This is a genomic window from Pseudomonas sp. MF6747, from assembly GCF_963890955.1.
Taxonomy (GTDB): domain Bacteria; phylum Pseudomonadota; class Gammaproteobacteria; order Pseudomonadales; family Pseudomonadaceae; genus Aquipseudomonas.
The window spans coordinates 71870-96460 of sequence record NZ_CAWPSZ010000014.1 but is presented as its reverse complement, the minus strand read 5'-3'; the positions used below and the strand labels follow the sequence as shown (position 1 = coordinate 96460).

The following is a 24591-nucleotide window of genomic DNA, read 5'->3' as shown; positions in this document are numbered from 1 at the left end:
AGGCCCCAGTTGCGGGCACGGGCAATCTACTCAGACGGTTACAAAATGTCAACGCATGATTAATTAAATGCGCCCGTGTTCAGAGTTTATTCAGACAAGGGGCACGGTTAGTTGTGGGCTATATAACTTCATACACCCCGTGCAGCCAGAACCGCCAGATAGATCAACACTAAACCACACGCGCCGTAACTGACGCGCTGCCACAGCGGCGAGGCATTTTTGCGTAACAGATTGACCAGCGCCGCAATCAGAAAACACGACAGCACCGACGCCAGCATGAAACCTGCAAAAAACATCAAGGTTTGCCCAGCGCTGGGCGTAGCGCCGACGATCCCGGACAAGGCGCTGCCCAACGCGCCCCAGTACACAATGTTCTTCGGGTTAGCCAGGGACATGGCCGCGCCAACCGCCAGTGCGTTCCGACCGGAGTGGGCCGGCCCGCTGTCTGCTGCGGGCAGGTGCCAGGCGTCGATCAGACTGCGCACGCCGAGCCACGCCAGGTACACCGCGCACACTATCGTCAGCGGAACGCGCACGGCTTCGTGTTCAATCAGCAGGGCGATGCCGGTGAGGCCGATCACCGCCCAGGCGGCGTCGCCCACCAGTGAACCGATTTGCACCAGCAAGGCAGAGGTGAACCCATGGAGCAAGCCACGGCGCAGGGTTTCTGCCAGCACCGCGCCGGGCGAGAGGCAAAACACAAAACCGAATACCAGCGCGTAAAAAAAGATCGTCACCATGCCCGCTTTCCTTCAACAGAGGCGCGCAGTGTGCGGCTGTGTGGCCCAGGCGTCTTGAACCAGATTGCGCTTTCAGCGTTTCAACAGGCTTTGATAGCGGCCTGGAGTGATGCCATAGGCGGCGCGAAAGTGCCGGTTGAGATGGCTTTGATCAGCAAACCCCAGCTCATGCGCGACGTCGCTGGCCGAGGCGCCGCGGCGCAAGAGTCCCTTGGCACGACAGGTACGCAATTGCATCGCCCACTGCCTGGGGCTCAGCCCGGTTTCTTTCTGGAAGGTGCGCAACAGGTGGAATTTGGACAGGCCCAGCTCATCGCCCAACTGGTCCAGCGGCAGCGCTTGGCTCAGTTGCTCGGCGAGCAGCTCCTGGGCCCGGTGGATCATGCCTTTGCCGCCCGTGGCAGCGCCGGGCAGGCGCACACCGCTGGCACCGACCACTTCACCCAGCAGCAGAACCAAGGCGTCTTCGTTAATCTCGCGGAGCAATGGGTCGTCGTTCAAGGCACCCTTGACCGCCGCAGCCAGGCGCTGTGCCAAGTCTGGCTGGAAGCACAGCGAGCGATCAAACTCCAACTGGGCCAGCCCCAGGTCAGCCGCCAACGCGTCGGCCGCGACGTACAGGCTGACAAAATGCCAGGGCGCACCATCAGCTGCGCCGCCCCCTTGAATCTGCCCAGGGTTGTACAACGTAATGCTGCCGGGCCCGGCCTGGAACTCACGGCGATCGAGCCAAACGCTTTCCTCGCCGACCAGGTTCACGCCGATCACGCATTCATCATGGCTATGGCGGGCAAAGGTCAGGCCGGTGCAGCGTGTATGGGTGACTTCGTAGTTGCCCAGCCAGGCGTGTTGCATGGCGCTCATCGGGTCGGCTCGATAGAAAAACAGCCGTGAGCATACGCTGACAAAGGTGTTCAGATCGACCATTGGCTGCGACGCGCGCCTAAGATGCGCACTGTGAGCCGGTCGCTATTCGGGGGCTGAGCTCACTGGCCAGGATGACGGTTCAGTAAGCTCTGCACCTTCCAAAAACAGGTTCAGGGTTTTAAATACTTCATTGACGCAAACGTGGAAGCGAGCTTTTTATAAATACGCTCGTCATCACTATCGATATCGCCATCCCCGTCGGCATCCAGTGCACCCTTGATGGTGCGGTAACTGCCCAGGTAGTCAGGGTTGCTGGCGACGACAATGACGTCGGGACGGTTAAGGTCGCGATTGCCTTTTCGGTAATGCAGGATGCTGACATCGGTTGCCGGGCTGTCGCTGAAGCCCATCAAAATACGGTCATAGAGCCTCTTGCTCTCATCCCTAGGGCTCAAGGTGGCCATGGCAGTGATGAGGTTCGCGGCAGCCAGGTAGTAGGAGGCATCCTCCTCGTCATGGTCGCCATCCCCATCTGCGTCATTGGTGGGTGACGAGGCGTCGTACGTCCAATTGTCGTTCGTTGAATACAGGGTGATGCGGCTATTGGGGTTGCTTAAATCACTGTTGCCTTCGTCAAAGCGAGACATCACCACTTCAGGATTGCCTGCGCCGTCGGTGTCTCTGAATTCGTAGAGCTGTTTGTGTTTCATGTCGGTGTCCCTTTTGTTCAGTGCGAAGTCCCTCTGGCAATTGAATTTAGGCACCTGTCCTTTGAGCGTCTACTGTGAGAGTTGACAGGTGTTTACTCATCCAGTGACGGTTCACGGCGCAGGTCTTCAGAGACTCAGGCGCAAGGCGAGCGCCGCCAGGGTGATCAACAGCACCGGCAAGGTCAGCACAATTCCGACCTTGAAATAGTAGCCCCACGTGATGGTGATGCCTTTGCGCGCAAGAATATGCAGCCACAACAACGTGGCCAGGCTGCCGATCGGAGTGATTTTCGGGCCCAGGTCGCTGCCGATCACGTTGGCGTAAACCATGGCGTCCTTGACCACGCCCACGGCATGGCTGGATTCGATGGACAGCGCGCCGATCAACACCGTCGGCAGGTTGTTCATCGCCGACGAGAGCAATGCCGTCAGCACCCCGGTGCCCATCGCCGCGCCCCATACGCCATACGTGGCGAAGGTGTCGAGCCAGGTTGCCAGGTAGGTGGTCAAACCCGCGTTGCGCAAGCCGTAGACCACCAGGTACATGCCCAGGGAAAACACCACGATCTGCCACGGGGCTTCTTTCAGCACTTTGCGCGTAGAAATTTTGTGGCCTTTGGCGGCGATCACCAGCAGTAACACGGCGCACACGGCGGAGATCGCACTGATCGGAATGCCCAGCGGCTCCAGGGCAAAACAGCCGACCAACAAAATACCGAGTACCCACCACCCGGCACGAAAGGTCGCACGGTCGTGGACGGCGCTGGCCGGGTCGTCAAGGTCGGCGGGGTCGTAGGCCTGCGGAATATCGCGGCGAAAAAACCACAGCAGCACCGCCAGTGTCGCTGCAACGCTGACGAAGTTGACCGGCACCATGACTGCTGCGTATTCGTTGAAGCCGATCTTGAAATAATCTGCAGAAACAATGTTCACCAGGTTCGACACCACCAACGGCAAGCTCGCCGTGTCTGCGATAAACCCGGCGCCCATCACGAAGGCCAGGGTGGCCGCCGGGGAAAAGCGCAACGCCAGCAGCATCGACATCACGATGGGTGTGAGGATCAACGCCGCGCCGTCATTGGCAAACAATGCCGACACCAGGGCGCCGAGCAGCACCATATAGGCGAACAGGCGCCGACCACGCCCACGACCCCAGCGCGCAACATGCAGCGCGGTCCAGGCAAAGAACCCGGCTTCATCGAGCAACAGGCTGATGATAATCAGCGCGACAAAAGTGCCGGTGGCGTTCCAGATGATGTGCCACACCACCGGGATGTCAGCCAGGCTGATGACCCCGCACGCCAGGGCCAGAATCGCGCCCATGGTTGCGCTCCAGCCGACCCCAAGGCCCTTGGGCTGCCAGATGACCAGAACGATGGTGAAGATAAAAATCGCAATTGCGACAAGCATGAATAAACGCTCCGATGGCTCAGCAGCAGGTGCTGGCCCGTTGTGGTCTGTCGCCCATTGCATCAAGACGCTGCGCGTCGTTTTGCAACCATGGCTGGTTAGCTTGCAAGGTAATGTCCAGCACTTGGGTCACCCACTCGGGCAGTGCCGGATTGATGCGGTAGTAGATCCATTGACCCTGGCGACGGTCCAGCAACAGCCCGCCACTGCGCAGTTGCGCCAGATGGCGGGAGATTTTCGGTTGACTGTCGCCAAGAGCATGGATCAGTTCGCACACGCAAAGTTCGCCCTCGCGCAGGATCAATAACGTCAACCGTACGCGGGTGGCATCGGCCAGGCATTTGAACAGCTCGGGCGCAGAGAGGGGAGCGGACATGATCGAGGTCTTCGTATGGATGGCCGGGTGAATATATGGATAGCCATATATGTAGGTCAAATCCTGAATTCCATTGACGTGGATCAAATGCCCGACAATCCGCCACAAGTGACTGAAATTAAAATGAAACACGAATGTCCTAAAGTGCCTGCCCATTGCTGATGAAGGAAGAACTCGCGTGACCCGTGCCACTCGCAACCTGCGCAAAACCCTCGATTCTGTCGCGGACAATAATGAAACTGCGGCGTTTGACCTGATGCGCGCCGTCGAAAAACTCGGCGATGAAGTGCTGCGCCAACGCCTGCTCAATACCATCCACCGGCTCAACCAGGATGCCCATGAGTTGCGCGAAGCGCGTGATTCGGTGGAGCAGGTCTCGGTCAAGCTCGCCTGAGCACGATCGTTCAAGACAAGCCCCGTATCACGCTGGCATGCTTGTCGACTGTCTGTCGATGAGCCGTCTCCATGCCTACAGCCTTACCTCATTACGCCTTCGGTCGCGGCGCCCTTGCCGTTATTCCACTGTCTCTGGCCTGTGCCCCCTGGGGATTGTTGGCCGGCTCCATGGCGATTGATGCGCAATTTACTCCGCTGCAAGCTCAGGGTTTGTCCGCCATTGTGTTCGCCGGTGCCGCGCAGTTGGTGGCGATCGGCATGGTCAAGAGCGGTGCCAGCCTGATCTCGATTGTGCTGACCACCTTGCTGCTCACATCCCAGCATTTGCTTTACGGCATGCACATGCGCCCGACGCTCTCGTCGCTCAATGTACGGTGGCGCATGAGCCTGGGCTTTTTGCTGACTGACGAGTTTTTCGCGCTGGTCAACCACTATGACCGTCAGACCTTCAATCGCTGGTATGCGCTGGGCGTCGGCCTGACGTTCTACATCATCTGGAACCTCTTCACCCTGGCGGGCATCGTGCTTGGCAAAAGCATTCCGGGGCTTGATCAGCTGGGGCTGGAGTTTTCCATTGCTGCGACTTTTATCGCCTTGATCACGCCGGTGGTGCGCGATGTGCCCACGGTGGTCTGCGTGGCGGTCTCGCTGCTGTGTTCGGTATGGCTGAGTTACTTGCACTGGGAGTCGGCGGTGGTGGTGTCGGGCGTGCTGGGGATGGGCGCAGGGTTTGCCTGCAAGCGGCTGGGAGTAGGGCAGCGATGATCTACATCATGATTGTGGCCATGGGCCTGGTGGTATTTCTCAACCGCTACTTGTTTATCGAGCCGCGTCTGCCGGTGCGCCTCAATCGCGGCGCGCGCGAGTTTCTCGGGTTTGCAGTGCCGGGAATGCTGACGGCGATTTGCGGGCCGATCATTTTTCTCGCCGAGCATAAGCTCAACCTGAGTCCGGCCAATCCTTACTTGCTGGCGGGGATCTGTGCGGTGGCGTTGATGTTCTGGACGCGTAGCGTGTTGATCACGGTGCTGTTGAGCATGGGGCTGTTCTATTTGTTTCGTTGGTGGCTCTGATGCGCAGGTGAGTTGCTGGAGGTCATCCACCGACACCCAGGCAAAAAAAAGCCCGCGGGAGGGCGGGCAGAAGGGAGACTTCTTAAAAATGAGCCTGCCAACTATAGGCAGCGCGAGCGCCCTTCACAGTGAAACTAAATTCATTCGGCCGCAGGTTTTGGTGGCTTCTTGGCCTTGGCCTCCGCCGCCAGGCATTCCAGGGCGAACTGCTCGGTATAGGTCATGTGGATCGGCGTGCTTTCACCTTTTACCGTGCGTTCGCCATCAAGGATGTAGCGGATGCGCTTGTCGGTGACGCCGATGCGCTTGGCGATCCACGTCGGCGTCTGGCCGATGCGACTGATCAGCTTATCGGCGTAGTCGGTGGAGGGGTTATAGCGTTCGGCGTTGGGCGTCATCGGGGTTCCAGGGGCAAGCGGGGGCATAAGTAGGCGACAGCGTGACGTAATAATCCTTGAGTGTCGCCTGCTAATGGTAGAGTCGCGTTTTTTTCCAAGGAGACGATGGCATGCGAAAGCTGGTAATTGGCGCATTGGCACTGGCAGTACTGTCCGGTTGCGCGGGCTCGAAAATGAACGACGCGCGCACCGGCATGCCTTACAAAACGCTGGCCTCGGACAAGACGCCGTTGGTGGTCGCCCAATGCATTCAGTTCGGCTGGCAGGACGAGGCGGTATTTGGCGTTGACGCCGGAGGCTTCAAGGAGCCGATCGAAGCAGGCGGTTTTACCGTGTACACCACCGGCGGCGATTATTTTGTCGACGTGCGCAGTGCCGGCGCCGGTTCCAGCGTCAATTACTTTGCCGTTGCCGACACGATGCCTGCCAAGCGCCGACTGGCCGCGCTCGCGACCTGCCTGTAATCCTTTGCCTAAGTGATATTCGGAAAAGCCTGGCGGGACAGCCGACGGACATTGGCTTATCATTCCCCCGCTCGCTCGACGTGATGGCTCTTTACCAGTACACGGACGTCGAGGCCGCAACGTCGGGCGGGCCTCGTTTCTCCTAGCGTGGCATGTAGCCCAAGTGCCAGCGCCGCGGAATCTTCAGCGACACGACGCCCAGCAACGCGGCGAGCGCGCCACTGACCAGCAGCGCCTTCAGGCCGAGCTGGTGCTCCAGCACCGCGCCGATCACCGCGCCCACGAACATGCCGACCCACGGAATCAGTTGCACCCTCCAGCCATTGCGCCGTTCTCCCAGCATCCAGCGGCCCAGCCCGCGGCCGAAGCGCGAGAGGGCGCCCGTCACATAAGTCAGGCCCACCGGCAAACCGTTTACCTCTTCCACAGCGGCATTGAGCATACCCATCGCCACAATCGCTGCCAGCAGCGCAGGCAAGGTGTCGTCGAAGGGCCACACCGCGCCACCGCACAGCAAAGCCGCAATGCACAGCAGCAAGGGCAGCGCGTGCCGACGGCTGAGGCGGCTGATCACCACTCCCAGGGCGTTGCCGGCGACAAATGTTGCTACCAGCAACAACAAGCGTCCGGTAAGGCCCAGGTCGCCTGCGCTGATTGCCACGGCCAGGCGCGTGGTGTTACCGCTCATGAACGAAACAAAATCGCCGCTGGCCATAAAGCCTATCGCATCGGTCATGCCGGCCAGCACGGATAGGCTGGCAACCAGCATCAAGCCGACCCGCCCACGCCAGCGTTGGCGGTGGGCGAGTGCGGCGTTGGCGTAGGGTTTGCGCGATGAAGGCAGCATGGCCCCATGTTCCTCGGTGAGATTATTCGGCCACCACCGTAGGACGCTTTGGTTGCGCGCGCAATGACCTCAGACACACTCCAGTCGCCAGCCCTGACGCTGCCAGGTCAAAAGGTGCGTCGGCTTGACGGCTTGCACGAACGTCTCGTCATGGGACACCACCACCATCGCCCCAGTAAAACCTTGCAACGCCTGCTCAAAGGCCAGCACGGATTCAAGGTCCAGATGGTTGGTCGGCTCGTCCAGCAACAGCAGTTGCGCCGGCACCTCGCGCCACAAGGCAATCGCCATCGCCGCCTTTAAGCGTTCGCCGCCGCTCAATTGGCGGGTGGGTTGAGTCACCCGCAAGGCATCCAGTTGCAGCAACGCCAAACGCGTGCGCAGCTCGGCTTCGGCCAGAGGGGTGTCGAGCAGGTTGAGCTGTTCGACGATGCTACGGTTGCCATCCAGCAGTGCCAGGTGCTGGTCGATATAGGCACTGGCCACATGCACGGTGCATTCGCCACTGACCACCGGCCATTGGCCCGCAAGCACCTTGAGCAACGTGGATTTGCCGCACCCGTTCGGCCCGCGCACGGCCATACGCACCGGGCCCGCCAGGTTGAGCGTGACGTAGCTGCAGTCATGGTGCGGATCAAGCCATGGCAGTTGAGCGTTTTCCACGCTCAGAACCTGGCGGCCATTGGGCAATACTGAACCGGGCAGCGCCAGCAGCGTGGGCGATTGATCCTCCACACGCTCATGGGCTTGGCGTACCTGCGCATCGAGCGCGTGTTTATACGCGTGATGCGCGCTGCGCACGCTGCTGACGATCTCCTTGGCAGCGCCCTTCCAGCGGGCTTTGGTGAACCCGGTGACATTGGCGGTTTCTGCGTGCTTACGTGCGCGGGCGGCGTTGCGCTGCAGGTTGTCATGATCTTTCTGCAGACGTTTGCGTTCGCGGCTGCGCGCCAGGCGGGCGTGTTCCAGGGCGGCCACGGCCGCGTGCTGTTCGCTGTCGCGTTGCAAGCGATAGGCATCGTAGTTGCCGCCATACACCTGCGCGCCAAGCGGCGACAGCTCGATGATGCGCGCCATTGCATTGAGCAGTTGCCGGTCATGGCTGACCACCACCAGGCCGCCGGGCCAGGCTGCCAGCGTGCGCAGCAGCCAGTCACGGCCGGCGCTGTCGAGGTGGTTGGTTGGCTCATCGAGAATCAGCAACTGCGGCGCGGCCAGCAGCGCGCCGATCACCGCAACCCTGGCCAGTTGGCCGCCACTGAGTTGATCGGCTGGCGTGGCAGCGTCGAGTCGATGCAACCCGGCTGCACCCAGCGCGGTGCGCAGGCGTTCGGCAAGGTCCCACCGATCATCGACCAGCGCCAGATCATCCGCGCGGGCCTCACCGTGGGCCAGTCGCTCAAGGGCGGCCAACACCTGCGCGGTGCCGGTGACATCGGCGACGGTTTCGCCCGGTTGAACCGCCAGCGCCTGCGGCACATATGCCACGCTGGCCGAGCTTTTCAACGTGCCGGCAGTGGGCGTCAGCAAACCGGCGAGCAGCTTGGCGAGCAGGCTTTTGCCCCGGCCATTACGCCCGACAATCCCGGTGGGTGTGTGATCGATCGACAGGTTGAGGTCGTTCAGCAGGGTTTCGCCATCGGCGAACTGCAAGGACACGTGTTGCAATGAAACGAGTACGGGCGGCCATTTGACGTCAGTCATCAGCACCTCCAAAAAAATGTCGGACAGGCCAACAAGCGCGCCAGGCGGCTCGTTGCAGATACATTTTGGAAGGCTTAGTTGTTCACGTCGGCGTGCATCCCGTGATTCAGAAGAGGCGCAAAGGCTAACCCACCTTGGCGTTTTTCGGCAAGTCCGCGGCCAATTGCTCGAGGAACATTGCCAGCGCAACTTCTTCGGCTTTCAAGCCTTTGCGCACCCGGGGCTTGGGCAGCTTGGACAATTCGCCCAGGCTGAAATGCTCCAGCACAGCAGGGTGGATATAGCACTTGCGGCACACCGCCGGGGTATTGCCCAGTTGTTTGGCGACGTCCTTGACCATGGCGACCACATGCCGCTTGGCATCCGATTCCGGTTGCCACTCCAGTTCGCGCAATACCGCCAAGGCCAGGGCGGTGCCTGCCCAGGTGCGGTAATCCTTGGCCGTGAAGTCGGCGCCGGTGAGGCTGTGCAGGTAAGCGTTGACGTCGTGGGAGCTGACGGTATGCCGCTCACCGTCTTCATCCAGGTACTGAAACAGATTTTGCCCTGGCAATTCCAGGCAACGCTTGACCACCGTGGCCAGGCGCCGGTCCTTGACGCTGACCTGATGCTCGACGCCGCTCTTGCCGCGAAACTGGAACAGTATCTCGCTGCCTTTGATGTCGACATGGCGGGTGCGCAGCGTGGTCAGGCCGTAGGATTTATTGTCCCGTGCGTACTGGGTGTTGCCCACGCGAATCAGCGTGGCATCGAGCAGCATCACCACGGTGGCCAGGACTTTTTCGCGGGTGAAACCCGGCGCGGCAATTTGTGCTTCCAGTTGCGCGCGCAGTTTCGGCAATGCATTGCCGAACTGTTGCAGGCGCGAATACTTGTCGGTGTCGCGCACCTCACGCCAGCGCGGGTGGTAGCGGTATTGCTTGCGGCCACGGGCATCGCGGCCGGTGGCTTGCAAGTGGCCGCGCGGGTCGGCGCAGATCCACACGTCGGTGTAGGCCGGTGGCACAGCCAATGAGTTCAAGCGTTTGATTTCGTCGGCATCGGTGATGCGCTCACCGTTGGCGTCGAAATACTGAAACTTGCCGCGCAGCTTCTTGCGGCGGATACCCGGTTGGGTATCGTCAACGTAATGCAGATCGCGGGGCAGGTCGGCAAGCAACGCGGAGTCGGGCATGGTGCAAATTCCTTGGCAGTAATCAGGCCGGTATGTCTGATTGACCGCAGGGTTTTGCGCTCGTGCCAAATTCTTAAGCCAGCACCGCCACCGCCTTGATTTGCGCCCACAGCGCCTGGCCGGGACACAGCTGCAACTGGTCGCGGGAAAACCGCGTGATGCGCGCCAGCAACGGCGTGCCGCCGGCGTCGAGGCGCACCAGCACATGGGCGTTGTTGTCGGCAGAGATCTCCCCGGTCACCGTCACCGGCAAGCGATTGAGGATACTGCTGGGTTCCTGCGCCTGCAGGCTGAGGCTGACATCCCGTGCCTGTACCTTGATGCGCAACTGTTTGCCCAGTGCCAACGGCGCATGGGCAACGCGCATCGATAACGCACTGTCGGGCAATTGCAGCGTCAGCAGTTGATAGTGCGCGTCGTAGGCGCTGACGCTGCCATTGATCACTACCCCGGCATCGTCACCCAGGGCCATGGGCAAATCGAGCCGCGCCAGGGTTTCACCGATGGGGCCGCTGGCCAGCACCTGGCCGTCACTGAGTAACACGATGTGATCGGCCAGCCGCGCCACTTCGTCCTGGGCATGGCTGACGTACAGCACGGGGATATCGAGCTCATCGTGCAGGCGTTCGAGGTACGGCAAAATTTCACTTTTGCGTTTGCTGTCCAGCGCCGCCAAGGGTTCATCCATCAACAGCAATTGGGGACTGGTGAGCAGCGCGCGGGCGATGCCGATGCGTTGGCGTTCACCCCCGGACAAATGCTGCGGGTGGCGGTCGAGCAAATGAGCAATGCCCAGCAGTTCGGTGGCGTGAGCCAGGTCCACGCGCCGCTGCTGACGAGCAATACGCTTGAAGCCGAATTCCAGGTTGGCCCGCACCGACAGATGTGGAAACAGGCTCGCCTCCTGGAACACATAACCCAAGGCACGTTTGTGCGGTGGCACAAACAGCCCGTTGCGGCTGTCTTGCCAGACTTGATCGTTGATCTGCACAAAGCCGTCTTCGGCACGCTCCAGCCCGGCGATACAGCGCAGGCAGGTGGTCTTGCCCGAGCCGGAATGCCCGTACAACGCGGTGACGCCACGGCCGGGCAATTTCAAATCCGCTTCAAGCGCAAAGCCTGGGTAGTTCAGTTTCAGGCGTACCTCAATCATCGCGATCAGCTCCAGCCCATCTTGGTTTTACGGCTGGAGTAAAGCGCCAGCAACACGAGGAAGGCGAACACCACCATGGAGCCGGCCAGCCAGTGCGCCTGGGCGTATTCCATGGCTTCGACGTGGTCGTAGATCTGCACCGAGACCACGCGGGTTTTGTTGGGGATATTGCCGCCGATCATCAGCACCACGCCGAATTCACCGACGGTGTGCGCAAAGCCGAGAATCGACGCGGTGATAAACCCCGGGCGGGCCAGGGGCAGGATCACCGTGAAAAAGGTGTCCCACGGATTGGCGCGCAAGGTCGCGGCCACTTCCAGTGGGCGGGTACCGATAGCGCCGAAGGCGTTTTGCAACGGCTGCACCACAAACGGCATGGAGTAGATCACCGAGCCCAGTACCAGCCCTGTGAAGCTGAAGGTCAGGGTGCCCAGGCCCAGCCATTGGGTGAATTGGCCGAAATACCCATTGGGCCCCATGGTCAACAGCAGGTAAAACCCGATGACCGTTGGCGGTAATACCAACGGCAGGGCGACGATTGCGCCGATGGGGCCGCGCCACCAGGTACGGGTGCGCGACAGCCACAGGGCAATCGGAGTGCCGATGACCAGCAGGATCACAGTGGTCAGTGACGCCAGTTTGACCGTCAACCAGATCGCGGAAAAATCGGCACTCGACAGCGGCATTTACTGGGCCAGCTCATAACCGTAGGACTTGATCACCGCAGCGGCTTTCGGGCCCTTGAGGTAGTCGACCAGGGCTTTGGCCGCGGCACTGTCCTTGCCTTTGGTGAGGATCACCGCGTCTTGCTTGATCGGATCGTGCAGCGAGGCGGGCACGATCCACGCCGAACCGCTGGTGACCTTGCCGTCCTTGTAGATCTGCGACAGGGCGACGAAGCCCAGTTCAGCGTTGCCGGTGGAAACGAACTGGAAGGCTTGGGTGATGTTCTGCCCGGTGACCAGCTTGTCTGCGACCTGCTCGCTCAGACCTTCCTTGGCCAGCACTTGAGTGGCGGCGAGGCCATAGGGTGCAGTTTTGGGGTCGGCGATGGACAAGTGCTGGTACTGGTTTTTCTTCAGCACCTCGCCTTTGGCATCGACGTAGCCTTCCTTGGCCGACCACAGCGCCAGGGTGCCGACCGCGTAGGTGAAGCGCGAACCTTTGACGGTCGCGCCTTCGTCATCGAGCTTTTTAGGCGTGGTGTCATCTGCGCTGAGGAACACTTCGAACGGCGCGCCGTTCTTGATCTGCGTATAGAACTGGCCAGTAGCGCCATAGGCCGCAACCAGTTTGTGGCCGGTGTCTTTCTCGAAGTCGGCGGCGATCGCCTGGATCGGCGCGGTGAAGTTGGCAGCCACGGCCACCTGCACTTCGTCGGCCTGCGCCGAGCCCAGGGCGAAGGCAGCGATCAGGGAGGCGAGGGCTGTGGGGGCCAGACGTGAGGCGCGGATCATCATGAAGCAGCTCCTTTGAGGATGTACGGCTTGTTATAGATAGAAGGCTTTATCGCTATGTAGAGGAATATATAGCGGTTAGCCATCGCCGGTACAGCGTAAAGTTGCCCGCGGCATCAGTTGTGCTTGAGCTTTGCCAGCGCCTGCGCGGCCAGCTCGCGAGTCAGGTCGTAAGTAGATGCATCTTTGCACAAGCGCAGAGCCTGGCCCGACCACAGGTTGCTGAAACCCGCCTCGTCCTTGGCCTTGAGCGGCATCAGGGCACCACCGGACGTGGGGAAGGCAGGCGCCGCCGGATTGATCGCACCCAGTTCACGCATCACGCGGTTGACGATGCCGCGCGCCGGGCGGCCGGTGAACAGGTTGGTCAGTGCGGTTTCGCTGGCCTGGGCTTGACGCAACGCAGAGTAGTGGGAGGCGCTGACGTTGGCTTCGGGTGTAAACAGGTAGGCGGTGCCGATTTGTACGGCTGATGCGCCCAGAGCAAGGGCCGCGACAATGCCGCGCGCATCAGCAATACCGCCGGCCGCAATCACGGGCACGCTGACGGCGTCGACGATCTGCGGTACCAGCGCCATCAAGCCGATCTGGGTATTGAGATCGTCGCTGAGAAACAAGCCGCGATGCCCGCCGGCCTCAATCCCCATCGCGATGATTGCATCGCACCCATGCTGTTCCAGCCAGACCGCTTCTTCCACGGTGGTGGCGGATGACAGCACCTTGGCGCCGGTGGCTTTTACCCGGTCGAGCAAGGTTTTTTCCGGCAGGCCAAAGTGAAAGCTCACCACCTCGGGGCGAAACGCCTCGACCACCTGGCAGGCGGCCTCGTTAAAGGGCGCGCGGTTGGAAACGGGTGTTGGCGCATCGAAATCGGCGCCCAGTTCGCGGTAGAAGGGTTGCAACAAGTCCTTCCAGCGACGGTCGCCGGCCTCGTCGGCGTCGGGCGGTCGATGGCAGAAGAAATTCACGTTGATGGGGCGCGTACCAGCCTGGCGGATCGTGCTCAAGGCTTCGCGCAGTTGCTCGATGGTCAGCGCTGCGGCGGGCATCGAGCCCAGCGCACCCGCTTCATTGGCGGCAATCACCATGGCGGCGGTCGTAGCGCCGGCCATGGGGGCCTGGATGATGGGCAATTGAATGCCCAGCAGGTCGATGATGCGCGAGTCTGGCCAGGTGCTCATGGGATGCGTCTCCAGCGTGAGTAGGACTTTGCGCTGTTTTAACAGGGCCATTGGCACCCGGCCAGTCCGTATTATTCACTGGACGAGGGCAGGGTTTCGTGCAGCGCCATCAGTCGATGGCATGCCCCAGCACCGCGTGAATGCGCTCGGCAATATGGGCCGCATGGGTTTCCAGGGCAAAGTGGCCGGTGTCCAGTAGTTCAACCACCGCGTTGGCGTTGTCGCCCTTGTAGGCATGGGCGCCAGGCGGGATGAAAAACGGATCGTTCTGGCCCCAGATCACCAGCGTCGGCACTTGGCTGGCTTTGAAAAATGCCTGGAACGCCGGGTACAGCGTGAGGTTATTGCGGTAGTCGAGAAACAGGTCCAGCTGGATTTCGTCGTTACCCGGGCGTTGCATCAACAGCACGTCCAGCATGTAGGACTCCGGTGCGACCAACTCCGGCTGACTTACCCCATGCAAGTACTGGTAGCGCGTGCCTTCCAGGCTGATGACCGCGTTGCGGATCACCTCGCGATTGGCTGCGCTCGCGTCCGCCCAGTAGGCGCGAATCGGCGCCCAGGCATCGCCCAGCCCTTCCAGATACGCGTTGCCGTTTTGCGAGACCAGCGCGCTGACCCGTTCCGGATGCGCCACCGCCAGTCGCAGGCCCACGGGTGCACCGTAATCGAATACGTACAGGGCGTAGCGGCTCAGTTTCAGCGCATCGACGAAATGTCCGACGCTGATCGCCAGGTTATCGAAGCTGTACTGGTAATCGCGCTCGACGGGCACCTCGGTGAAGCCGAAACCGGGCAAATCGGGGGCGATGACCCGAAAGCGCGTAGCGAGCAGCGGAATGAGGTCGCGGTACATGTGCGACGAGCTGGGGAACCCGTGCAACAGCAACATGACCGGCGCCGAAGGATCGCCGGCTTCACGGTAGAACATGCGCACACCATCGACATCAACGTGCTGGTAGCGAACGACGGGGGTTGCGATAGACATGATGAGGACACCTATGTAACTGGATTGGTTGGTAATACAGGTTACTTATTTAAAAGTTGCGCCCAAATATGTAACCTGTCAAACCAATTATTACGGTTATCTTTTTTCATGCTGTAACTATCCAGGGGTAAAAATAGCGGTTACGATTGCGCGGTGCTCGAGAGGACAAATCATGGCCACCCTTACGCCCCATGCGCCACCATCACAACCCTATGTACTGGCCGATGAGCCGGTGCTGGACATGCTCAATACCCTGGCGAATATCGACGGCCAGCCGGTGGATTTCTGGCATACCGACGCCGACGTTGCGCATTGGCTGGTGCGCCTGGAGTGGGTAGCGCAAGCGAGCATTCCCACATTCGAAGAAGGTGCTTTGCTGGGGGCTGCACGCCAACTGCGCGAGGTAGTCCGTGAACTGGTGGCTGCGCGCAAGAACGGTGAGACGGGCGACCCTGCGGTGCTCAACGGTTTTTTACGCAAAGCGGTCAGCTATCCGCAGTTGGTCTGGCCTGCGTGCGGGCAGCCTCAACTGGAGCGCCAGCGCAAGCAACAGACGGCGGAGCAGTTTTTGTCGCCGATTGCCGAAGCAGCGGCTCAGTTATTGGTGGCCGGCGATTTCAGCTTGATTCGCCGCTGCGAGCATCCCGAATGCGTCCTGTGGTTTTATGACCGGACCAAAGCGCACAAGCGCCGTTGGTGCAGCATGGCGTTGTGTGGCAACCGGCATAAGGTCGCGCAGTTTCGTAAACGCAAGGCCTTGTAAACGCACACTGGCGCTATAAAAGGAGAGGGCGGTGCAGGCATTTTCGGGTGACCGGTCTCAACCTGCGCGCACGTAATGCGGATGAAGGTCCGGCCTCCGGCGCACAACGTCGGACCGGTGTGCTGCTGTTTTGTGCGCTGAGTCTTTACTGACTCTCCCGCTCCAGCAGCTGCCGTTTGCGCTCAACCCCCCAACGGTACCCGGAGAGCTCGCCATTGCTGCGTACGACGCGATGGCAGGGGATCGCCACTGCCAGGTGATTGGCGCCACAAGCCTGGGCCACCGCGCGAAAGGACGTAGGCGCGCCGATACGCTGGGCGATCTGCGCGTAGCTGGCCGTGCTGCCCACCGGAATGTCGCGCAGTGCCTGCCACACACGCTCCTGAAAGGCGGTGCCGCGCAAGTCCAGGGGCAAATTCAGGCCCAGCGCCGGTGCTTCGACAAAGCCCACGACCTGGGCGATCAATTGCTCGAAATGCCGATCCGCGCCGACCAAATCGGCCTTGGGAAATTGATCCTGCAGGTCGCGCACCAGCGTGTCCGGATCGTCTCCCAGCAAAATCGCACACACGCCCCGTTGGCTCTGCGCCACCAGAATGGCCCCCAGCGAGCACTGGCCCACGGCAAAATGGATCTCGCTGTTAGTGCCGCCGGCCTTGTAATCGCTGGGTTTCATGCCGAGTAACTGATCGGCGAATTCATAAAAGCGGCTGTTTGAATTAAAGCCTGCGCCGTACACCGCGTCCGTCACGGAATGCTCGCCCTTGAGGCCAACGCGTACTTTGCGTGAGCGAAGGGCGCTGGCGTAGCCCTTGGGCGTCAGGCCGGTGATGGCTTTGAAGACACGATGGAAATGGAACGAACTCAAGCCGGCCAGGCGCGCAAGTACGTCCAGGCTGGGCGGTGTTTCGGCCTGCTCTATATGCCTGCAAGCATCGGCGACTATTTGCGCGTGGTGCGCGGCCAATTGGGTCTGGTCGCCCGCGGCGCGTTTACTCGGCCTATAACCCGCCGCTTCGGCCTGGGCGGGGGAGTCAAAAAATTCGACGTTCTCCGGCCGTGGCAAGCGCGAGGCGCTGCTGGGGCGGCAATAAACGCCGGTGGTCTTTACGCCGTAGACAAACAGCGCGTCGGCCTTGGCGTCGCGGGCAACGATGGCGGCCCAGCGAGGGTCTTGTTGGTTGTTCATGGCCTGCACTCTTGACGGGTCACGGGCAGATTAACCGCGCGAGTTGCGCTCGGCACTCCGAAGCTTGCGGTCAAATCAACCGGCCGTGCGGAAAGTCAGGTTGATACGTTGTGGTCCCATCACCGGATGCACACCTTCCTTGATCGGCATCACCCCATGAAAACGCAAGCGATCGACGCCACCCCAGACCACGACATCGCCGTGAAACAGCGAGATTTTCTGCGTGCGGTTGCCACGCTCATGGCCACCGAACAGGAAAACAGCCGGCAGCCCGAGGGACACGGACGCCACCGGGGCGCTATAGCAACGTTCGTTTTTGTCCTGGTGCAGCGACATTTTGGCCCCGGGCACATAACGGTTGATCAGGCAGGCATCCGGGGAAAAGTCATTGAAGCCGGCTTCTGCGGCCGCCAGCTTGGCAAGCTCGCGCAAAGCGTCCGGCATTGCCGGCCAGGGTTGCCGGCTGCGCGGATCAACCGGGCTGTATCGATAGCCAGAGCTGTCGGTGGTCCAGCCCAGTGCGCCGCAACTGCTCAGGGCGGCCGACATGGTAAATCCGCCGGGTGTGACCATCTGCCGAAACGGGGATTGAGCCAGTACGCGCCGCAACTCAGGTAGCAGGCGATCAATCCAGGGCAGGGCGTAGCCCCTCAGCACGTAAGACTCTTCGCCGATCTGCTCGCGCCCGGCCGGTTGTTGCAGCGCATCGTCGGCGAACAGATCCGCCGTGGGGCCGGACATGGCTTACAGCGCCTTGCTCACAGTGATGTCGGTGATTTCGTCACTGGCATCGTGGATTTTCGCCAGCGCCTGCTGGGCTTCTTCGACACTGTTGGTGTGCAATTGCGCGAACTCAAAGCGACGTTCGCCGTTGAGTTTGTACTTGATGACGTATTTGGTTGTGGTAGTCACAGTGTTTTCCTGTCGAGTGTTCGGGTCAGCTCAGTTTGGTACTGGTGCGGCGAACGATGCGAATTTTGTGCGACAACGCGGGCTTGCGCGTAACGCTGATGGCGCGGCGTGTCACTACATCCAGGGTGATGTTCCAGAAACCGGTGCTGGGGGCGGTGATTTTTGCCGGGAACTTGTCGAATGCGCCGCCGTGATAGGTGTGGCGGCCGCCGTTCTTGAAGCTGCGAAAATTGGCGTCGCTCATCAGGCGAATGTTGCACGTCTGTGAGCATTCAATGACAACGATGTCGCCCTCGTTGAGGTGCTCGCGCTGGTGGATGAATTTCATGGGGTGTCTCCAGAAGGGCTTTTTCTGAAAAATCAGAATGATACGTAGGTTAAGATAGAGTTTATCAGCCCCAGCGCGTTTATTATCGGGTCGTCGTCGACGACTTCGACAATTTAAAACAGTTATTTCCCGAGTTTTTAGAGATAAATCCTACATTGGCGGGAGAAATTTACTCTCTACGCTGTCGTAGGATCTTTATCGGAGGTTTAAGTATGAAGTGGAGTGTGTTGGTTCTGGCCTTGGCCTTAGGTGGGTGTGCTTCGGTTGCAGATATCAAGCAGACCCCGCCAACATTGGTGGTCATTTCAGGTAAAAAACCGCCGGAATACGCCGCGTGTGTCGTGCGCAAGCTCGCCGCCACCCGCAGACCGCCGCAGATCGAGCCTCACAAGGACGGTGTACAGGTGATTGTGCCGCAGAAATTCTCGGCTGACCCGTCGGCGATCTTCGAGATTGAAGAGCGCTCCAGCGGCAGCAGTATCAAACTTTACGAAAGCATGTCGAACGTGCCCATTCGACCTGGTGATGTGAAAAAAGCCGCAGAGGATTGCATCTCCGGCTGAGCCCCAGCCTCATTGGGCGCTTGAATCCGATAAAAAGCCTGACGCTGCACTGCAGCGTCAGGTTTTTTTTGCAGTCATTTTGGGTGTTTTCGCAAAAGGTCCATTCCCCGACCGTTTGTAAGCTTATGCGCTTGCGATCTAAACCTATAACTCTAAAAATGGAGCCGTGATGAGCGTGTTGATCGGGCAAGGCATCCGTTAAACTGTTGGGCATTCAATGCAAAAAATGCCGCGCAACCTCATGGATGCGCGGCATTTGTCTTTTTCTGGAAAACCGTCATGAAGCGTGAACACGTCAAAGCCCGCCAGGCCGAGGGTCAGATTTCGGCCACCCATGTCATTCAGAACCCTGCCGATCTTGGCGAGTGGATCGTGTTTTTCAAGAAAAGCGACGGACGCAGTTTTTTTCTGGTGGACGAGCAGGACGAAGTCGAGTCATTCGCGCGCCTGGATGACCTCATCGAGCTTCTGCGCGGGCTGGGCATCAAGTTCGCCGAAATTCACCTGTAGCCGTTGGCTATTTGCACACGACCACTACGCTTCGGCTCTTGAAGTTGCCTACATCTTTGCCCAGGGTCTTGTCGTCTTCCTTGAGCGAGGGCGTGCCTTCGGTGCCGACCATACGGTAGCCGGTGCCCGCGCAGGAGGCGTCGGCTTTCTCGTAGCAGCTGGCCCACGAGTTGGCTTCGCCCGAGCAGTCGATGGTCAGGCCCTGTTCGCCATTTTTCAGAAAGGTGTCGGAGGTGGTGGTGCAGCCGGTCATCAGCGCCAGGGCCGCAGTCAGTGCCAGAATCTTGTTCATAAGTTGAGTCGTCGTCGAGGGTGTTGGAGGGAGCGCTGACACTGTCGTGGGGCGTTCGCAGCAGATTATAGCGAACTGCCACCTAGGTACAGACAAACACAAAAAAGCCCCGTCAAACGGGGCTTTTTGCGCAAGTCGCTCTGGCTTACTTGCCTTTGGGTCTTTTGCTCGATGCATGGCCGGCTTCGTCCACAAACACTTCGGCTACCGCAATAGCCTGACTTTCAGTCGGGAATACCCCGGCAACGCTGTCACCGTGAAAGTTGATCAAGTGCCAGCCGTCTGCTCGCTGTGTGATCAGGTAGCCGTTTACGCCTTTTGGTTCTGACATCTATTAACAATCTCGTGGTCTGGTTCAAGCGGCTCATGATAGCGCCAAATGCCGGGGGAAAGCGCAAGTTGTTGCAGGTCAGTGTGACGCGCGGCAAAGCGTGCTAAAACAGTTACACCCTTTTAATCATTGGGGGATGGCATGTTTTGCCGAACCGCTGGGCACGCTCTTGGCAGGATCAGCGGAACTTACGCCGACATTTTTTCTCTATGATGACATCGCAACGCCAGCAGGACCCATTGTAAGGTGACTGCGGCCTCATTAGACTGCGCCGAATTCCGTACGCACAGCCCTTTGTAAGGACTCATATGATCAAGAAATGCTTGTTCCCAGCAGCCGGTTACGGCACTCGCTTCTTGCCAGCGACCAAAGCCATGCCCAAAGAGATGCTGCCGGTGGTGAACAAGCCACTGATTCAGTACGGCGTCGAAGAGGCATTGGATGCCGGTCTGAACGAAATCTCCATCGTCACCGGCCGTGGTAAGCGCGCACTCGAAGACCACTTCGACATCAGCTACGAGCTGGAAAACCAGATCAAGGGCACCGACAAGGAAAAATACCTGGTCGGTATCCGCAAATTGCTCGACGAGTGCTCGTTCTCCTACACCCGCCAAACCCAGATGAAAGGCCTCGGCCACGCGATCCTTACCGGCCGCCCGCTGATCGGTGACGAACCGTTCGCCGTGGTACTGGCGGACGACCTGTGCGTCAACCTGGAAGGCGACGGCGTACTGACTCAAATGGTCAAGCTGTACCAGAAATACCGCTGCACCATCGTTGCGGTGATGGAAGTCAATCCGGCCGAAACCAACAAGTACGGCGTGATCGCCGGTGACGACATTGGTGATGGCCTGATCCGCGTACGCGACATGGTTGAGAAGCCAGCGCCGGAAGACGCGCCGTCGAACCTTGCGATCATCGGCCGTTACATCCTGACGCCGGACATCTTCAAGCTGATCGAAGAAACCGAGCCGGGCAAGGGTGGCGAGATCCAGATCACCGACGCCCTGTTGAAGCAAGCCAAAGACGGCTGCGTGATTGCCTACAAGTTCAAAGGTCAGCGTTTTGACTGCGGTGGCGCTGAAGGCTACATCGAGGCGACCAACTTCTGCTACGAGCACTTCTACAAGACTGGCAAGGCTTACTGATTCACGCTTGCTGAGTGTTTTAAGAGAAAGCCACCCACGGGTGGCTTTTTCGTTTTTCAGCCCCATCTAAATCGGTATGCTGATGACCTGCCGAGGAGAGTGAAATGGCCTACGATTTTGACCTGTATGTAATTGGCGCCGGTTCTGGCGGTGTTCGCGCGGCGCGTTTTGCCGCTGGCTTTGGCGCCAAGGTGGCCGTGGCGGAAAGCCGCTACCTGGGCGGCACGTGCGTTAACGTCGGTTGCGTGCCCAAAAAACTGTTGGTGTACGGTGCGCATTTCGCCGAAGACTTCGAGCAAGCGAGCGGTTTCGGCTGGTCGCTGGGGGAGGCTGACTTTGATTGGGCGACCCTGATCGCCAACAAGGATCGCGAAATCAACCGCCTCAATGGCATCTATCGCAACTTGCTGGTCAACAGCGGTGTGACCCTGCATGAAGGGCATGCGCGTCTGGTGGATCCGCACCAGGTAGAGATCAACGGCGAACGTTTCACCGCCAAGCACATCCTGATCGCGACAGGTGGCTGGCCACAGATTCCAGAGATTCCAGGGCGCGAACACGCCATTGGTTCCAATGAAGCATTCTTCCTTAAGGCGCTCCCCAAGCGTGTACTGGTGGTCGGCGGTGGTTATATTGCCGTTGAGTTCGCGGGCATTTTCCATGGTTTGGGCGCGCAGACTACGCTGCTGTATCGCGGCGATCTGTTCCTGCGCGGTTTCGACGGTTCAGTGCGTACCCATCTGAAGGAAGAGCTGACCAAGCGCGGCCTCGACCTGCAGTTCAACGCTGACATCGAGCGTATCGACAAGCAAGCCGATGGCAGCCTCAAGGCCACCCTGAAAGACGGCCGCGTGCTGGAGGCCGATTGCGTGTTCTACGCCACTGGCCGCCGCCCGATGTTGGACAACCTGGGCCTTGAAAATACCGGCGTCAAGCTGGACGAGCGCGGCTTCGTTGAGGTGGATGACCTGTACCAGACCGCTGAGTCGTCGATCCTGGCGATCGGCGATGTGATCGGTCGCGTGCAATTGACGCCGGTGGCTCTGGCTGAAGGCATGGCGGTGGCACGTCGTCTGTTCAAGCCCGAGCAATACCGCCCGGTGGATTACGCGATGATCCCGACAGCGGTGTTCAGCCTCCCAAACATTGGTACTGTCGGCCTGACTGAAGAAGAAGCGAAGAAGAACGGCCACAAGGTGCAGATTTTCGAAAGCCGCTTCCGACCCATGAAGCTGACGTTGACCGATTGCCAGGAAAAAACCTTGATGAAGCTGGTGGTCGACGCCGACACCGACAAGGTATTGGGTTGCCACATGGTCGGCCCGGATGCCGGCGAGATCGTGCAAGGCCTGGCGATCGCGCTCAAGGCGGGCGCGACCAAGCAGCATTTCGATGAGACCATCGGCGTGCACCCTACGGCGGCGGAAGAGTTCGTCACCATGCGCACGCCTGTGGCTGACTGATCAGGCTTGCGGTGTTGCCTCTGGCGCCGTTGCAACGACGGCCGCCAAGCGCAATGCCTCGATACTGGCCTGGGCCTTGATAAGGTCCAGTTCCAGATTTTTGTTGGCAAGCTGGTGTTCGGTCAGCGCTTCCTGGCGCGATTGGCTCTCCAGTACCGCCACCCGCAGGCGTTCCTGAAGCAGGGTGCGTTCGCTTTCAATCAGGTTTACCTGTTCGCTAAGTTTTTGCTGCAGGGCCTGGTCTTTGCGGGTTTGCGCTTGCAGCGCGCTCAGTTCCTTCAGGGTTACACGGTGTTCGATCAATAACCGCTCATTGTCGCGATGCAACTGCGTGATTTCATCCTGGCGCACCATGGCGCTTTGCTGGGCCTGACGCAGTTCCGCCTGCACTTGTTGCAGTTGGCCTTCATGGCGTCGCTGTTCCTGCTCGCGCTGCTCCTTGATTGCATTGCGGTAATGCTCCAACGCCTCGCGCGCGTGCAGGTGCTTTTCTTCCAGTGATCGAATCTGTTCGTCCTTGTCGGTAATCCTCAGCTCGTAATCGCTGCACGCCTGGCTGAGCCCGGCGTTGCGGGTTTGCTCGGTCTGCAGACTGGTATTGGCGGTCTGTAGGGCGGCGCTTTCGTCTGCCAATGCGGCGGCCTGGATATCAAATTGTTGCTTGAGCTCGGCGTGAGCCGCCTCCAGCGTCTCTACCTGGGCGAGCAGGGCGGCTTTGTGCTGTTCGAACTGCGCCAAGGCCAGGTCGATAGGTTCCTGAGCCTTCTCTTTCAAGCGCAAGGCCAGCCGTGCAACCAGTTCGCCAAGCTCGTCGTCGATTGGCGCCTCGGTGATCGTCAGCCGGCTTTCGCTATCGTCCAATTCCTTCAAGTAGCGATGAATTGTGGTTTTCGAGCCGGTGTTTCCCATCTCGATGCGCACCGCGTCGATGCTGGGGTTTTCGCCGCGGGCAAGGATCGCCAAGCGTGCCGTTTGAACTACTGCTTTGTTTATGCCGCCGCGAGCCATGGAGTCTCCGTCGATTTCGTACTGTGGTACAGAGTATGTATATACATACTGTAACATAAATAAAAACACGTTTAAATTCATGATTTAACAGATGGGATATTGGCGTATTATCCCGTGTCATAACGGTTTTAAACGCGGATCCACCTTGCAGCAGTACGAATAGGCCTTTCATGAGCGAACTGGATCGATACCTCAACGCCGCCACGCGCGATAACACGCGCCGTAGTTACCGGGCGGCCATTGAGCACTTCGAGGTGAGTTGGGGCGGTTTCCTGCCGGCGACCAGCGACAGCGTCGCGCGCTACCTGGTGGCGCATGCCGGCGTGCTGGCGGTGAACACCTTGAAGTTGCGGCTTTCGGCACTGGCGCAATGGCATAGCAGCCAGGGGTTTCCCGACCCGACCAAGGCGCCGGTGGTGCGCAAGGTGCTCAAAGGCATTCGCGCGGTGCACCCGGCGCAGGAGAAACAGGCCGAGCCCCTGCAACTCAAGCATCTTGAGCAGGTGGTTGCATCGCTGGAGGCAGAAGCGCGGCAGGCGAGCAGCGACGAGGACATGCCTCGCTTGCTGCGCGCCAAGCGCGACACTGCGCTGATCCTGCTGGGCTTCTGGAGAGGGTTTCGCAGCGACGAGTTGTGCCGCCTGCACATCGAACACGTGCAGGCCGTGCCCGGTGCTGGCATCAGCCTGTACCTGCCACGCAGCAAAAGTGATCGAGACAACCTCGGCAAAACCTACCAGACCCCGGCACTACTGCGTCTGTGCCCGGTACAGGCCTACAGCGACTGGCTCAGTGCTTCGGGGTTGGTGCGTGGCCCGGTGTTTCGTGGGATTGATCGCTGGGGCAACCTGGGCGAGGAGGGCTTGCACCCCAACAGCGTGATCCCGCTGCTGCGCCAGGCGCTGGAGCGCGCGGGTATCCCGGCTGATCAATACACCAGCCACTCCCTGCGCCGAGGCTTCGCCACCTGGGCTCATCGCAGTGGCTGGGACTTGAAGTCGCTGATGAGTTATGTCGGTTGGAACGACATGAAATCCGCCATGCGCTATGTTGAAGCGACGCCCTTTCTTGGCATGACGTTGGCGACTCAACCGTTGATTTGAGATTTCTTCTATTAATACGGTCACCTGATAGGCAAAACCAATC

The 24591-nt window shown here is 59.8% G+C and carries 31 protein-coding genes; 10 read left to right on the top strand and 21 right to left on the bottom strand.

Annotation, left to right across the window (positions count from 1 at the left end):
- Positions 1-128: 128 nt before the first annotated feature.
- From AACW30_RS15820 to AACW30_RS15800, 5 genes are all read right to left on the bottom strand, one after another.
- Complete coding sequence (locus AACW30_RS15820) at positions 129-740, bottom strand: LysE family transporter (RefSeq protein ID WP_200625265.1); 612 nt, start codon at positions 738-740, stop codon at positions 129-131.
- Between the two features lie 72 nt (positions 741-812).
- Positions 813-1604 (bottom strand): helix-turn-helix transcriptional regulator, encoded by a 792-nt coding sequence (locus AACW30_RS15815; protein WP_124417535.1) that lies wholly within the window; start codon positions 1602-1604, stop codon positions 813-815.
- Between the two features lie 173 nt (positions 1605-1777).
- Positions 1778-2317, bottom strand: a complete 540-nt coding sequence (locus tag AACW30_RS15810) for a hypothetical protein (RefSeq protein WP_124417534.1) — start codon at positions 2315-2317, stop codon at positions 1778-1780.
- 126 nt (positions 2318-2443) lie between these two features.
- On the bottom strand, positions 2444-3727 hold the full coding sequence (locus AACW30_RS15805; protein WP_106579136.1) for an arsenic transporter: 1284 nt from the start codon (positions 3725-3727) through the stop codon (positions 2444-2446).
- A gap of 19 nt (positions 3728-3746) precedes the next feature.
- Positions 3747-4103 carry a metalloregulator ArsR/SmtB family transcription factor gene (locus AACW30_RS15800; RefSeq protein WP_119740270.1) on the bottom strand — a complete coding sequence of 119 codons (357 nt, stop codon included), beginning with the start codon at positions 4101-4103 and terminating at the stop codon, positions 3747-3749.
- Positions 4104-4281: 178 nt separating this feature from the next.
- On the opposite strand from AACW30_RS15800, the gene AACW30_RS15795 reads away from it, so the two are divergent.
- The 3 genes from AACW30_RS15795 (at position 4282) to AACW30_RS15785 (ending at position 5572) form a co-directional block, all read left to right on the top strand.
- Complete coding sequence (locus AACW30_RS15795; RefSeq protein ID WP_017138831.1) at positions 4282-4497, top strand: hypothetical protein; 216 nt, start codon at positions 4282-4284, stop codon at positions 4495-4497.
- 71 nt (positions 4498-4568) lie between these two features.
- Positions 4569-5264 carry an AzlC family ABC transporter permease gene (locus AACW30_RS15790; RefSeq protein WP_106579139.1) on the top strand — a complete coding sequence of 232 codons (696 nt, stop codon included), beginning with the start codon at positions 4569-4571 and terminating at the stop codon, positions 5262-5264.
- On the top strand, positions 5261-5572 hold the full coding sequence (locus AACW30_RS15785; RefSeq protein ID WP_119740272.1) for an AzlD domain-containing protein: 312 nt from the start codon (positions 5261-5263) through the stop codon (positions 5570-5572). The genes AACW30_RS15790 and AACW30_RS15785 overlap by 4 nt, the downstream gene beginning before the upstream one ends.
- A gap of 140 nt (positions 5573-5712) precedes the next feature.
- Here AACW30_RS15785 and AACW30_RS15780 read toward each other — a convergent pair whose 3' ends face one another.
- A complete protein-coding gene (locus tag AACW30_RS15780) occupies positions 5713-5970 on the bottom strand; it encodes a hypothetical protein (protein ID WP_200625264.1) in 258 nt (85 codons plus the stop codon).
- A 110-nt stretch (positions 5971-6080) separates the two neighbouring features.
- Here AACW30_RS15780 and AACW30_RS15775 point away from each other — a divergent pair, with 110 nt between their 5' ends.
- A complete protein-coding gene (locus AACW30_RS15775; protein WP_200625263.1) occupies positions 6081-6434 on the top strand; it encodes a lipoprotein in 354 nt (117 codons plus the stop codon).
- Positions 6435-6576: 142 nt separating this feature from the next.
- Here AACW30_RS15775 and AACW30_RS15770 read toward each other — a convergent pair whose 3' ends face one another.
- From AACW30_RS15770 to AACW30_RS15735, 8 genes are all read right to left on the bottom strand, one after another.
- Positions 6577-7281 carry a YoaK family protein gene (locus AACW30_RS15770; RefSeq protein WP_200625262.1) on the bottom strand — a complete coding sequence of 235 codons (705 nt, stop codon included), beginning with the start codon at positions 7279-7281 and terminating at the stop codon, positions 6577-6579.
- A 69-nt stretch (positions 7282-7350) separates the two neighbouring features.
- Positions 7351-8985 carry an ABC-F family ATP-binding cassette domain-containing protein gene (locus AACW30_RS15765; RefSeq protein ID WP_200625261.1) on the bottom strand — a complete coding sequence of 545 codons (1635 nt, stop codon included), beginning with the start codon at positions 8983-8985 and terminating at the stop codon, positions 7351-7353.
- A gap of 124 nt (positions 8986-9109) precedes the next feature.
- A complete protein-coding gene (locus tag AACW30_RS15760) occupies positions 9110-10159 on the bottom strand; it encodes a DNA topoisomerase IB (RefSeq protein ID WP_124417531.1) in 1050 nt (349 codons plus the stop codon).
- A gap of 73 nt (positions 10160-10232) precedes the next feature.
- On the bottom strand, positions 10233-11312 hold the full coding sequence (gene modC / locus AACW30_RS15755; RefSeq protein ID WP_200625260.1) for a molybdenum ABC transporter ATP-binding protein: 1080 nt from the start codon (positions 11310-11312) through the stop codon (positions 10233-10235).
- A gap of 5 nt (positions 11313-11317) precedes the next feature.
- Positions 11318-11998, bottom strand: coding sequence for a molybdate ABC transporter permease subunit (modB, locus tag AACW30_RS15750; RefSeq protein WP_200625259.1), 681 nt, complete (start codon positions 11996-11998; stop codon positions 11318-11320).
- A complete protein-coding gene (gene modA, locus AACW30_RS15745; protein ID WP_106579148.1) occupies positions 11999-12772 on the bottom strand; it encodes a molybdate ABC transporter substrate-binding protein in 774 nt (257 codons plus the stop codon).
- A 113-nt stretch (positions 12773-12885) separates the two neighbouring features.
- Complete coding sequence (locus AACW30_RS15740; RefSeq protein WP_200625258.1) at positions 12886-13950, bottom strand: NAD(P)H-dependent flavin oxidoreductase; 1065 nt, start codon at positions 13948-13950, stop codon at positions 12886-12888.
- Positions 13951-14059: 109 nt separating this feature from the next.
- Positions 14060-14938, bottom strand: a complete 879-nt coding sequence (locus AACW30_RS15735; RefSeq protein ID WP_179677409.1) for an alpha/beta fold hydrolase — start codon at positions 14936-14938, stop codon at positions 14060-14062.
- Positions 14939-15110: 172 nt separating this feature from the next.
- On the opposite strand from AACW30_RS15735, the gene AACW30_RS15730 reads away from it, so the two are divergent.
- Positions 15111-15701, top strand: a complete 591-nt coding sequence (locus AACW30_RS15730) for a CGNR zinc finger domain-containing protein (RefSeq protein WP_124417526.1) — start codon at positions 15111-15113, stop codon at positions 15699-15701.
- A 145-nt stretch (positions 15702-15846) separates the two neighbouring features.
- Here the strand turns inward: AACW30_RS15730 and ada are convergent, their stop codons facing one another.
- The 4 genes from ada to AACW30_RS15710 all read right to left on the bottom strand — a co-directional run bounded on the left by ada (position 15847) and on the right by AACW30_RS15710 (position 18130).
- Positions 15847-16890 (bottom strand): bifunctional DNA-binding transcriptional regulator/O6-methylguanine-DNA methyltransferase Ada, encoded by a 1044-nt coding sequence (gene ada / locus AACW30_RS15725; protein WP_200625257.1) that lies wholly within the window; start codon positions 16888-16890, stop codon positions 15847-15849.
- Positions 16891-16965: 75 nt separating this feature from the next.
- The gene (gene alkB / locus AACW30_RS15720; RefSeq protein ID WP_200625256.1) at positions 16966-17631 is read right to left on the bottom strand and encodes a DNA oxidative demethylase AlkB; all 666 of its coding nucleotides are present in this window, start codon (positions 17629-17631) and stop codon (positions 16966-16968) included.
- 3 nt (positions 17632-17634) lie between these two features.
- Positions 17635-17802, bottom strand: coding sequence for a hypothetical protein (locus AACW30_RS15715; protein ID WP_164487941.1), 168 nt, complete (start codon positions 17800-17802; stop codon positions 17635-17637).
- A 25-nt stretch (positions 17803-17827) separates the two neighbouring features.
- Complete coding sequence (locus AACW30_RS15710) at positions 17828-18130, bottom strand: DUF1883 domain-containing protein (protein WP_003173824.1); 303 nt, start codon at positions 18128-18130, stop codon at positions 17828-17830.
- Between the two features lie 212 nt (positions 18131-18342).
- On the opposite strand from AACW30_RS15710, the gene AACW30_RS15705 reads away from it, so the two are divergent.
- Together AACW30_RS15705 and AACW30_RS15700 are read left to right on the top strand one after the other, a co-directional pair.
- Positions 18343-18693 (top strand): hypothetical protein, encoded by a 351-nt coding sequence (locus AACW30_RS15705; RefSeq protein ID WP_106579154.1) that lies wholly within the window; start codon positions 18343-18345, stop codon positions 18691-18693.
- 279 nt (positions 18694-18972) lie between these two features.
- Positions 18973-19203, top strand: a complete 231-nt coding sequence (locus tag AACW30_RS15700) for a hypothetical protein (protein ID WP_200625255.1) — start codon at positions 18973-18975, stop codon at positions 19201-19203.
- Positions 19204-19210: 7 nt separating this feature from the next.
- Here the strand turns inward: AACW30_RS15700 and AACW30_RS15695 are convergent, their stop codons facing one another.
- Positions 19211-19495 (bottom strand): hypothetical protein, encoded by a 285-nt coding sequence (locus AACW30_RS15695; protein ID WP_200625254.1) that lies wholly within the window; start codon positions 19493-19495, stop codon positions 19211-19213.
- A gap of 145 nt (positions 19496-19640) precedes the next feature.
- Complete coding sequence (locus tag AACW30_RS15690; protein WP_028616218.1) at positions 19641-19826, bottom strand: hypothetical protein; 186 nt, start codon at positions 19824-19826, stop codon at positions 19641-19643.
- 308 nt (positions 19827-20134) lie between these two features.
- Between AACW30_RS15690 and galU the strand changes: the two genes are divergently transcribed.
- On the top strand, positions 20135-20974 hold the full coding sequence (gene galU / locus AACW30_RS15685) for a UTP--glucose-1-phosphate uridylyltransferase GalU (protein ID WP_003230743.1): 840 nt from the start codon (positions 20135-20137) through the stop codon (positions 20972-20974).
- A 104-nt stretch (positions 20975-21078) separates the two neighbouring features.
- Complete coding sequence (gorA, locus tag AACW30_RS15680; protein ID WP_145160883.1) at positions 21079-22437, top strand: glutathione-disulfide reductase; 1359 nt, start codon at positions 21079-21081, stop codon at positions 22435-22437.
- Here the strand turns inward: gorA and AACW30_RS15675 are convergent, their stop codons facing one another.
- Positions 22438-23445 carry a DNA-binding protein gene (locus AACW30_RS15675; protein WP_200625253.1) on the bottom strand — a complete coding sequence of 336 codons (1008 nt, stop codon included), beginning with the start codon at positions 23443-23445 and terminating at the stop codon, positions 22438-22440.
- Positions 23446-23615: 170 nt separating this feature from the next.
- On the opposite strand from AACW30_RS15675, the gene AACW30_RS15670 reads away from it, so the two are divergent.
- On the top strand, positions 23616-24548 hold the full coding sequence (locus tag AACW30_RS15670; protein WP_200625252.1) for a site-specific integrase: 933 nt from the start codon (positions 23616-23618) through the stop codon (positions 24546-24548).
- Positions 24549-24591 lie beyond the last annotated feature (43 nt).

What these genes read in the sequence shown, in the direction of transcription:
- AACW30_RS15820 (WP_200625265.1), bottom strand. Translation starts at nt 740, where the DNA reads ATGGTGACGATCTTTTTTTACGCGCTGGTATTCGGTTTTGTGTTTTGC.
- AACW30_RS15815 (WP_124417535.1), bottom strand. Translation starts at nt 1,604, where the DNA reads ATGAGCGCCATGCAACACGCCTGGCTGGGCAACTACGAAGTCACCCAT.
- AACW30_RS15810 (WP_124417534.1), bottom strand. Translation starts at nt 2,317, where the DNA reads ATGAAACACAAACAGCTCTACGAATTCAGAGACACCGACGGCGCAGGC.
- AACW30_RS15805 (WP_106579136.1), bottom strand. Translation starts at nt 3,727, where the DNA reads ATGCTTGTCGCAATTGCGATTTTTATCTTCACCATCGTTCTGGTCATC.
- AACW30_RS15800 (WP_119740270.1), bottom strand. Translation starts at nt 4,103, where the DNA reads ATGTCCGCTCCCCTCTCTGCGCCCGAGCTGTTCAAATGCCTGGCCGAT.
- AACW30_RS15790 (WP_106579139.1), top strand. Translation starts at nt 4,569, where the DNA reads ATGCCTACAGCCTTACCTCATTACGCCTTCGGTCGCGGCGCCCTTGCC.
- AACW30_RS15785 (WP_119740272.1), top strand. Translation starts at nt 5,261, where the DNA reads ATGATCTACATCATGATTGTGGCCATGGGCCTGGTGGTATTTCTCAAC.
- AACW30_RS15780 (WP_200625264.1), bottom strand. Translation starts at nt 5,970, where the DNA reads ATGACGCCCAACGCCGAACGCTATAACCCCTCCACCGACTACGCCGAT.
- AACW30_RS15775 (WP_200625263.1), top strand. Translation starts at nt 6,081, where the DNA reads ATGCGAAAGCTGGTAATTGGCGCATTGGCACTGGCAGTACTGTCCGGT.
- AACW30_RS15770 (WP_200625262.1), bottom strand. Translation starts at nt 7,281, where the DNA reads ATGCTGCCTTCATCGCGCAAACCCTACGCCAACGCCGCACTCGCCCAC.
- AACW30_RS15765 (WP_200625261.1), bottom strand. Translation starts at nt 8,985, where the DNA reads ATGACTGACGTCAAATGGCCGCCCGTACTCGTTTCATTGCAACACGTG.
- AACW30_RS15760 (WP_124417531.1), bottom strand. Translation starts at nt 10,159, where the DNA reads ATGCCCGACTCCGCGTTGCTTGCCGACCTGCCCCGCGATCTGCATTAC.
- modC (WP_200625260.1), bottom strand. Translation starts at nt 11,312, where the DNA reads ATGATTGAGGTACGCCTGAAACTGAACTACCCAGGCTTTGCGCTTGAA.
- modB (WP_200625259.1), bottom strand. Translation starts at nt 11,998, where the DNA reads ATGCCGCTGTCGAGTGCCGATTTTTCCGCGATCTGGTTGACGGTCAAA.
- modA (WP_106579148.1), bottom strand. Translation starts at nt 12,772, where the DNA reads ATGATGATCCGCGCCTCACGTCTGGCCCCCACAGCCCTCGCCTCCCTG.
- AACW30_RS15740 (WP_200625258.1), bottom strand. Translation starts at nt 13,950, where the DNA reads ATGAGCACCTGGCCAGACTCGCGCATCATCGACCTGCTGGGCATTCAA.
- AACW30_RS15735 (WP_179677409.1), bottom strand. Translation starts at nt 14,938, where the DNA reads ATGTCTATCGCAACCCCCGTCGTTCGCTACCAGCACGTTGATGTCGAT.
- AACW30_RS15730 (WP_124417526.1), top strand. Translation starts at nt 15,111, where the DNA reads ATGGCCACCCTTACGCCCCATGCGCCACCATCACAACCCTATGTACTG.
- ada (WP_200625257.1), bottom strand. Translation starts at nt 16,890, where the DNA reads ATGAACAACCAACAAGACCCTCGCTGGGCCGCCATCGTTGCCCGCGAC.
- alkB (WP_200625256.1), bottom strand. Translation starts at nt 17,631, where the DNA reads ATGTCCGGCCCCACGGCGGATCTGTTCGCCGACGATGCGCTGCAACAA.
- AACW30_RS15710 (WP_003173824.1), bottom strand. Translation starts at nt 18,130, where the DNA reads ATGAAATTCATCCACCAGCGCGAGCACCTCAACGAGGGCGACATCGTT.
- AACW30_RS15705 (WP_106579154.1), top strand. Translation starts at nt 18,343, where the DNA reads ATGAAGTGGAGTGTGTTGGTTCTGGCCTTGGCCTTAGGTGGGTGTGCT.
- AACW30_RS15700 (WP_200625255.1), top strand. Translation starts at nt 18,973, where the DNA reads ATGAAGCGTGAACACGTCAAAGCCCGCCAGGCCGAGGGTCAGATTTCG.
- AACW30_RS15695 (WP_200625254.1), bottom strand. Translation starts at nt 19,495, where the DNA reads ATGAACAAGATTCTGGCACTGACTGCGGCCCTGGCGCTGATGACCGGC.
- AACW30_RS15690 (WP_028616218.1), bottom strand. Translation starts at nt 19,826, where the DNA reads ATGTCAGAACCAAAAGGCGTAAACGGCTACCTGATCACACAGCGAGCA.
- galU (WP_003230743.1), top strand. Translation starts at nt 20,135, where the DNA reads ATGATCAAGAAATGCTTGTTCCCAGCAGCCGGTTACGGCACTCGCTTC.
- gorA (WP_145160883.1), top strand. Translation starts at nt 21,079, where the DNA reads ATGGCCTACGATTTTGACCTGTATGTAATTGGCGCCGGTTCTGGCGGT.
- AACW30_RS15675 (WP_200625253.1), bottom strand. Translation starts at nt 23,445, where the DNA reads ATGGCTCGCGGCGGCATAAACAAAGCAGTAGTTCAAACGGCACGCTTG.
- AACW30_RS15670 (WP_200625252.1), top strand. Translation starts at nt 23,616, where the DNA reads ATGAGCGAACTGGATCGATACCTCAACGCCGCCACGCGCGATAACACG.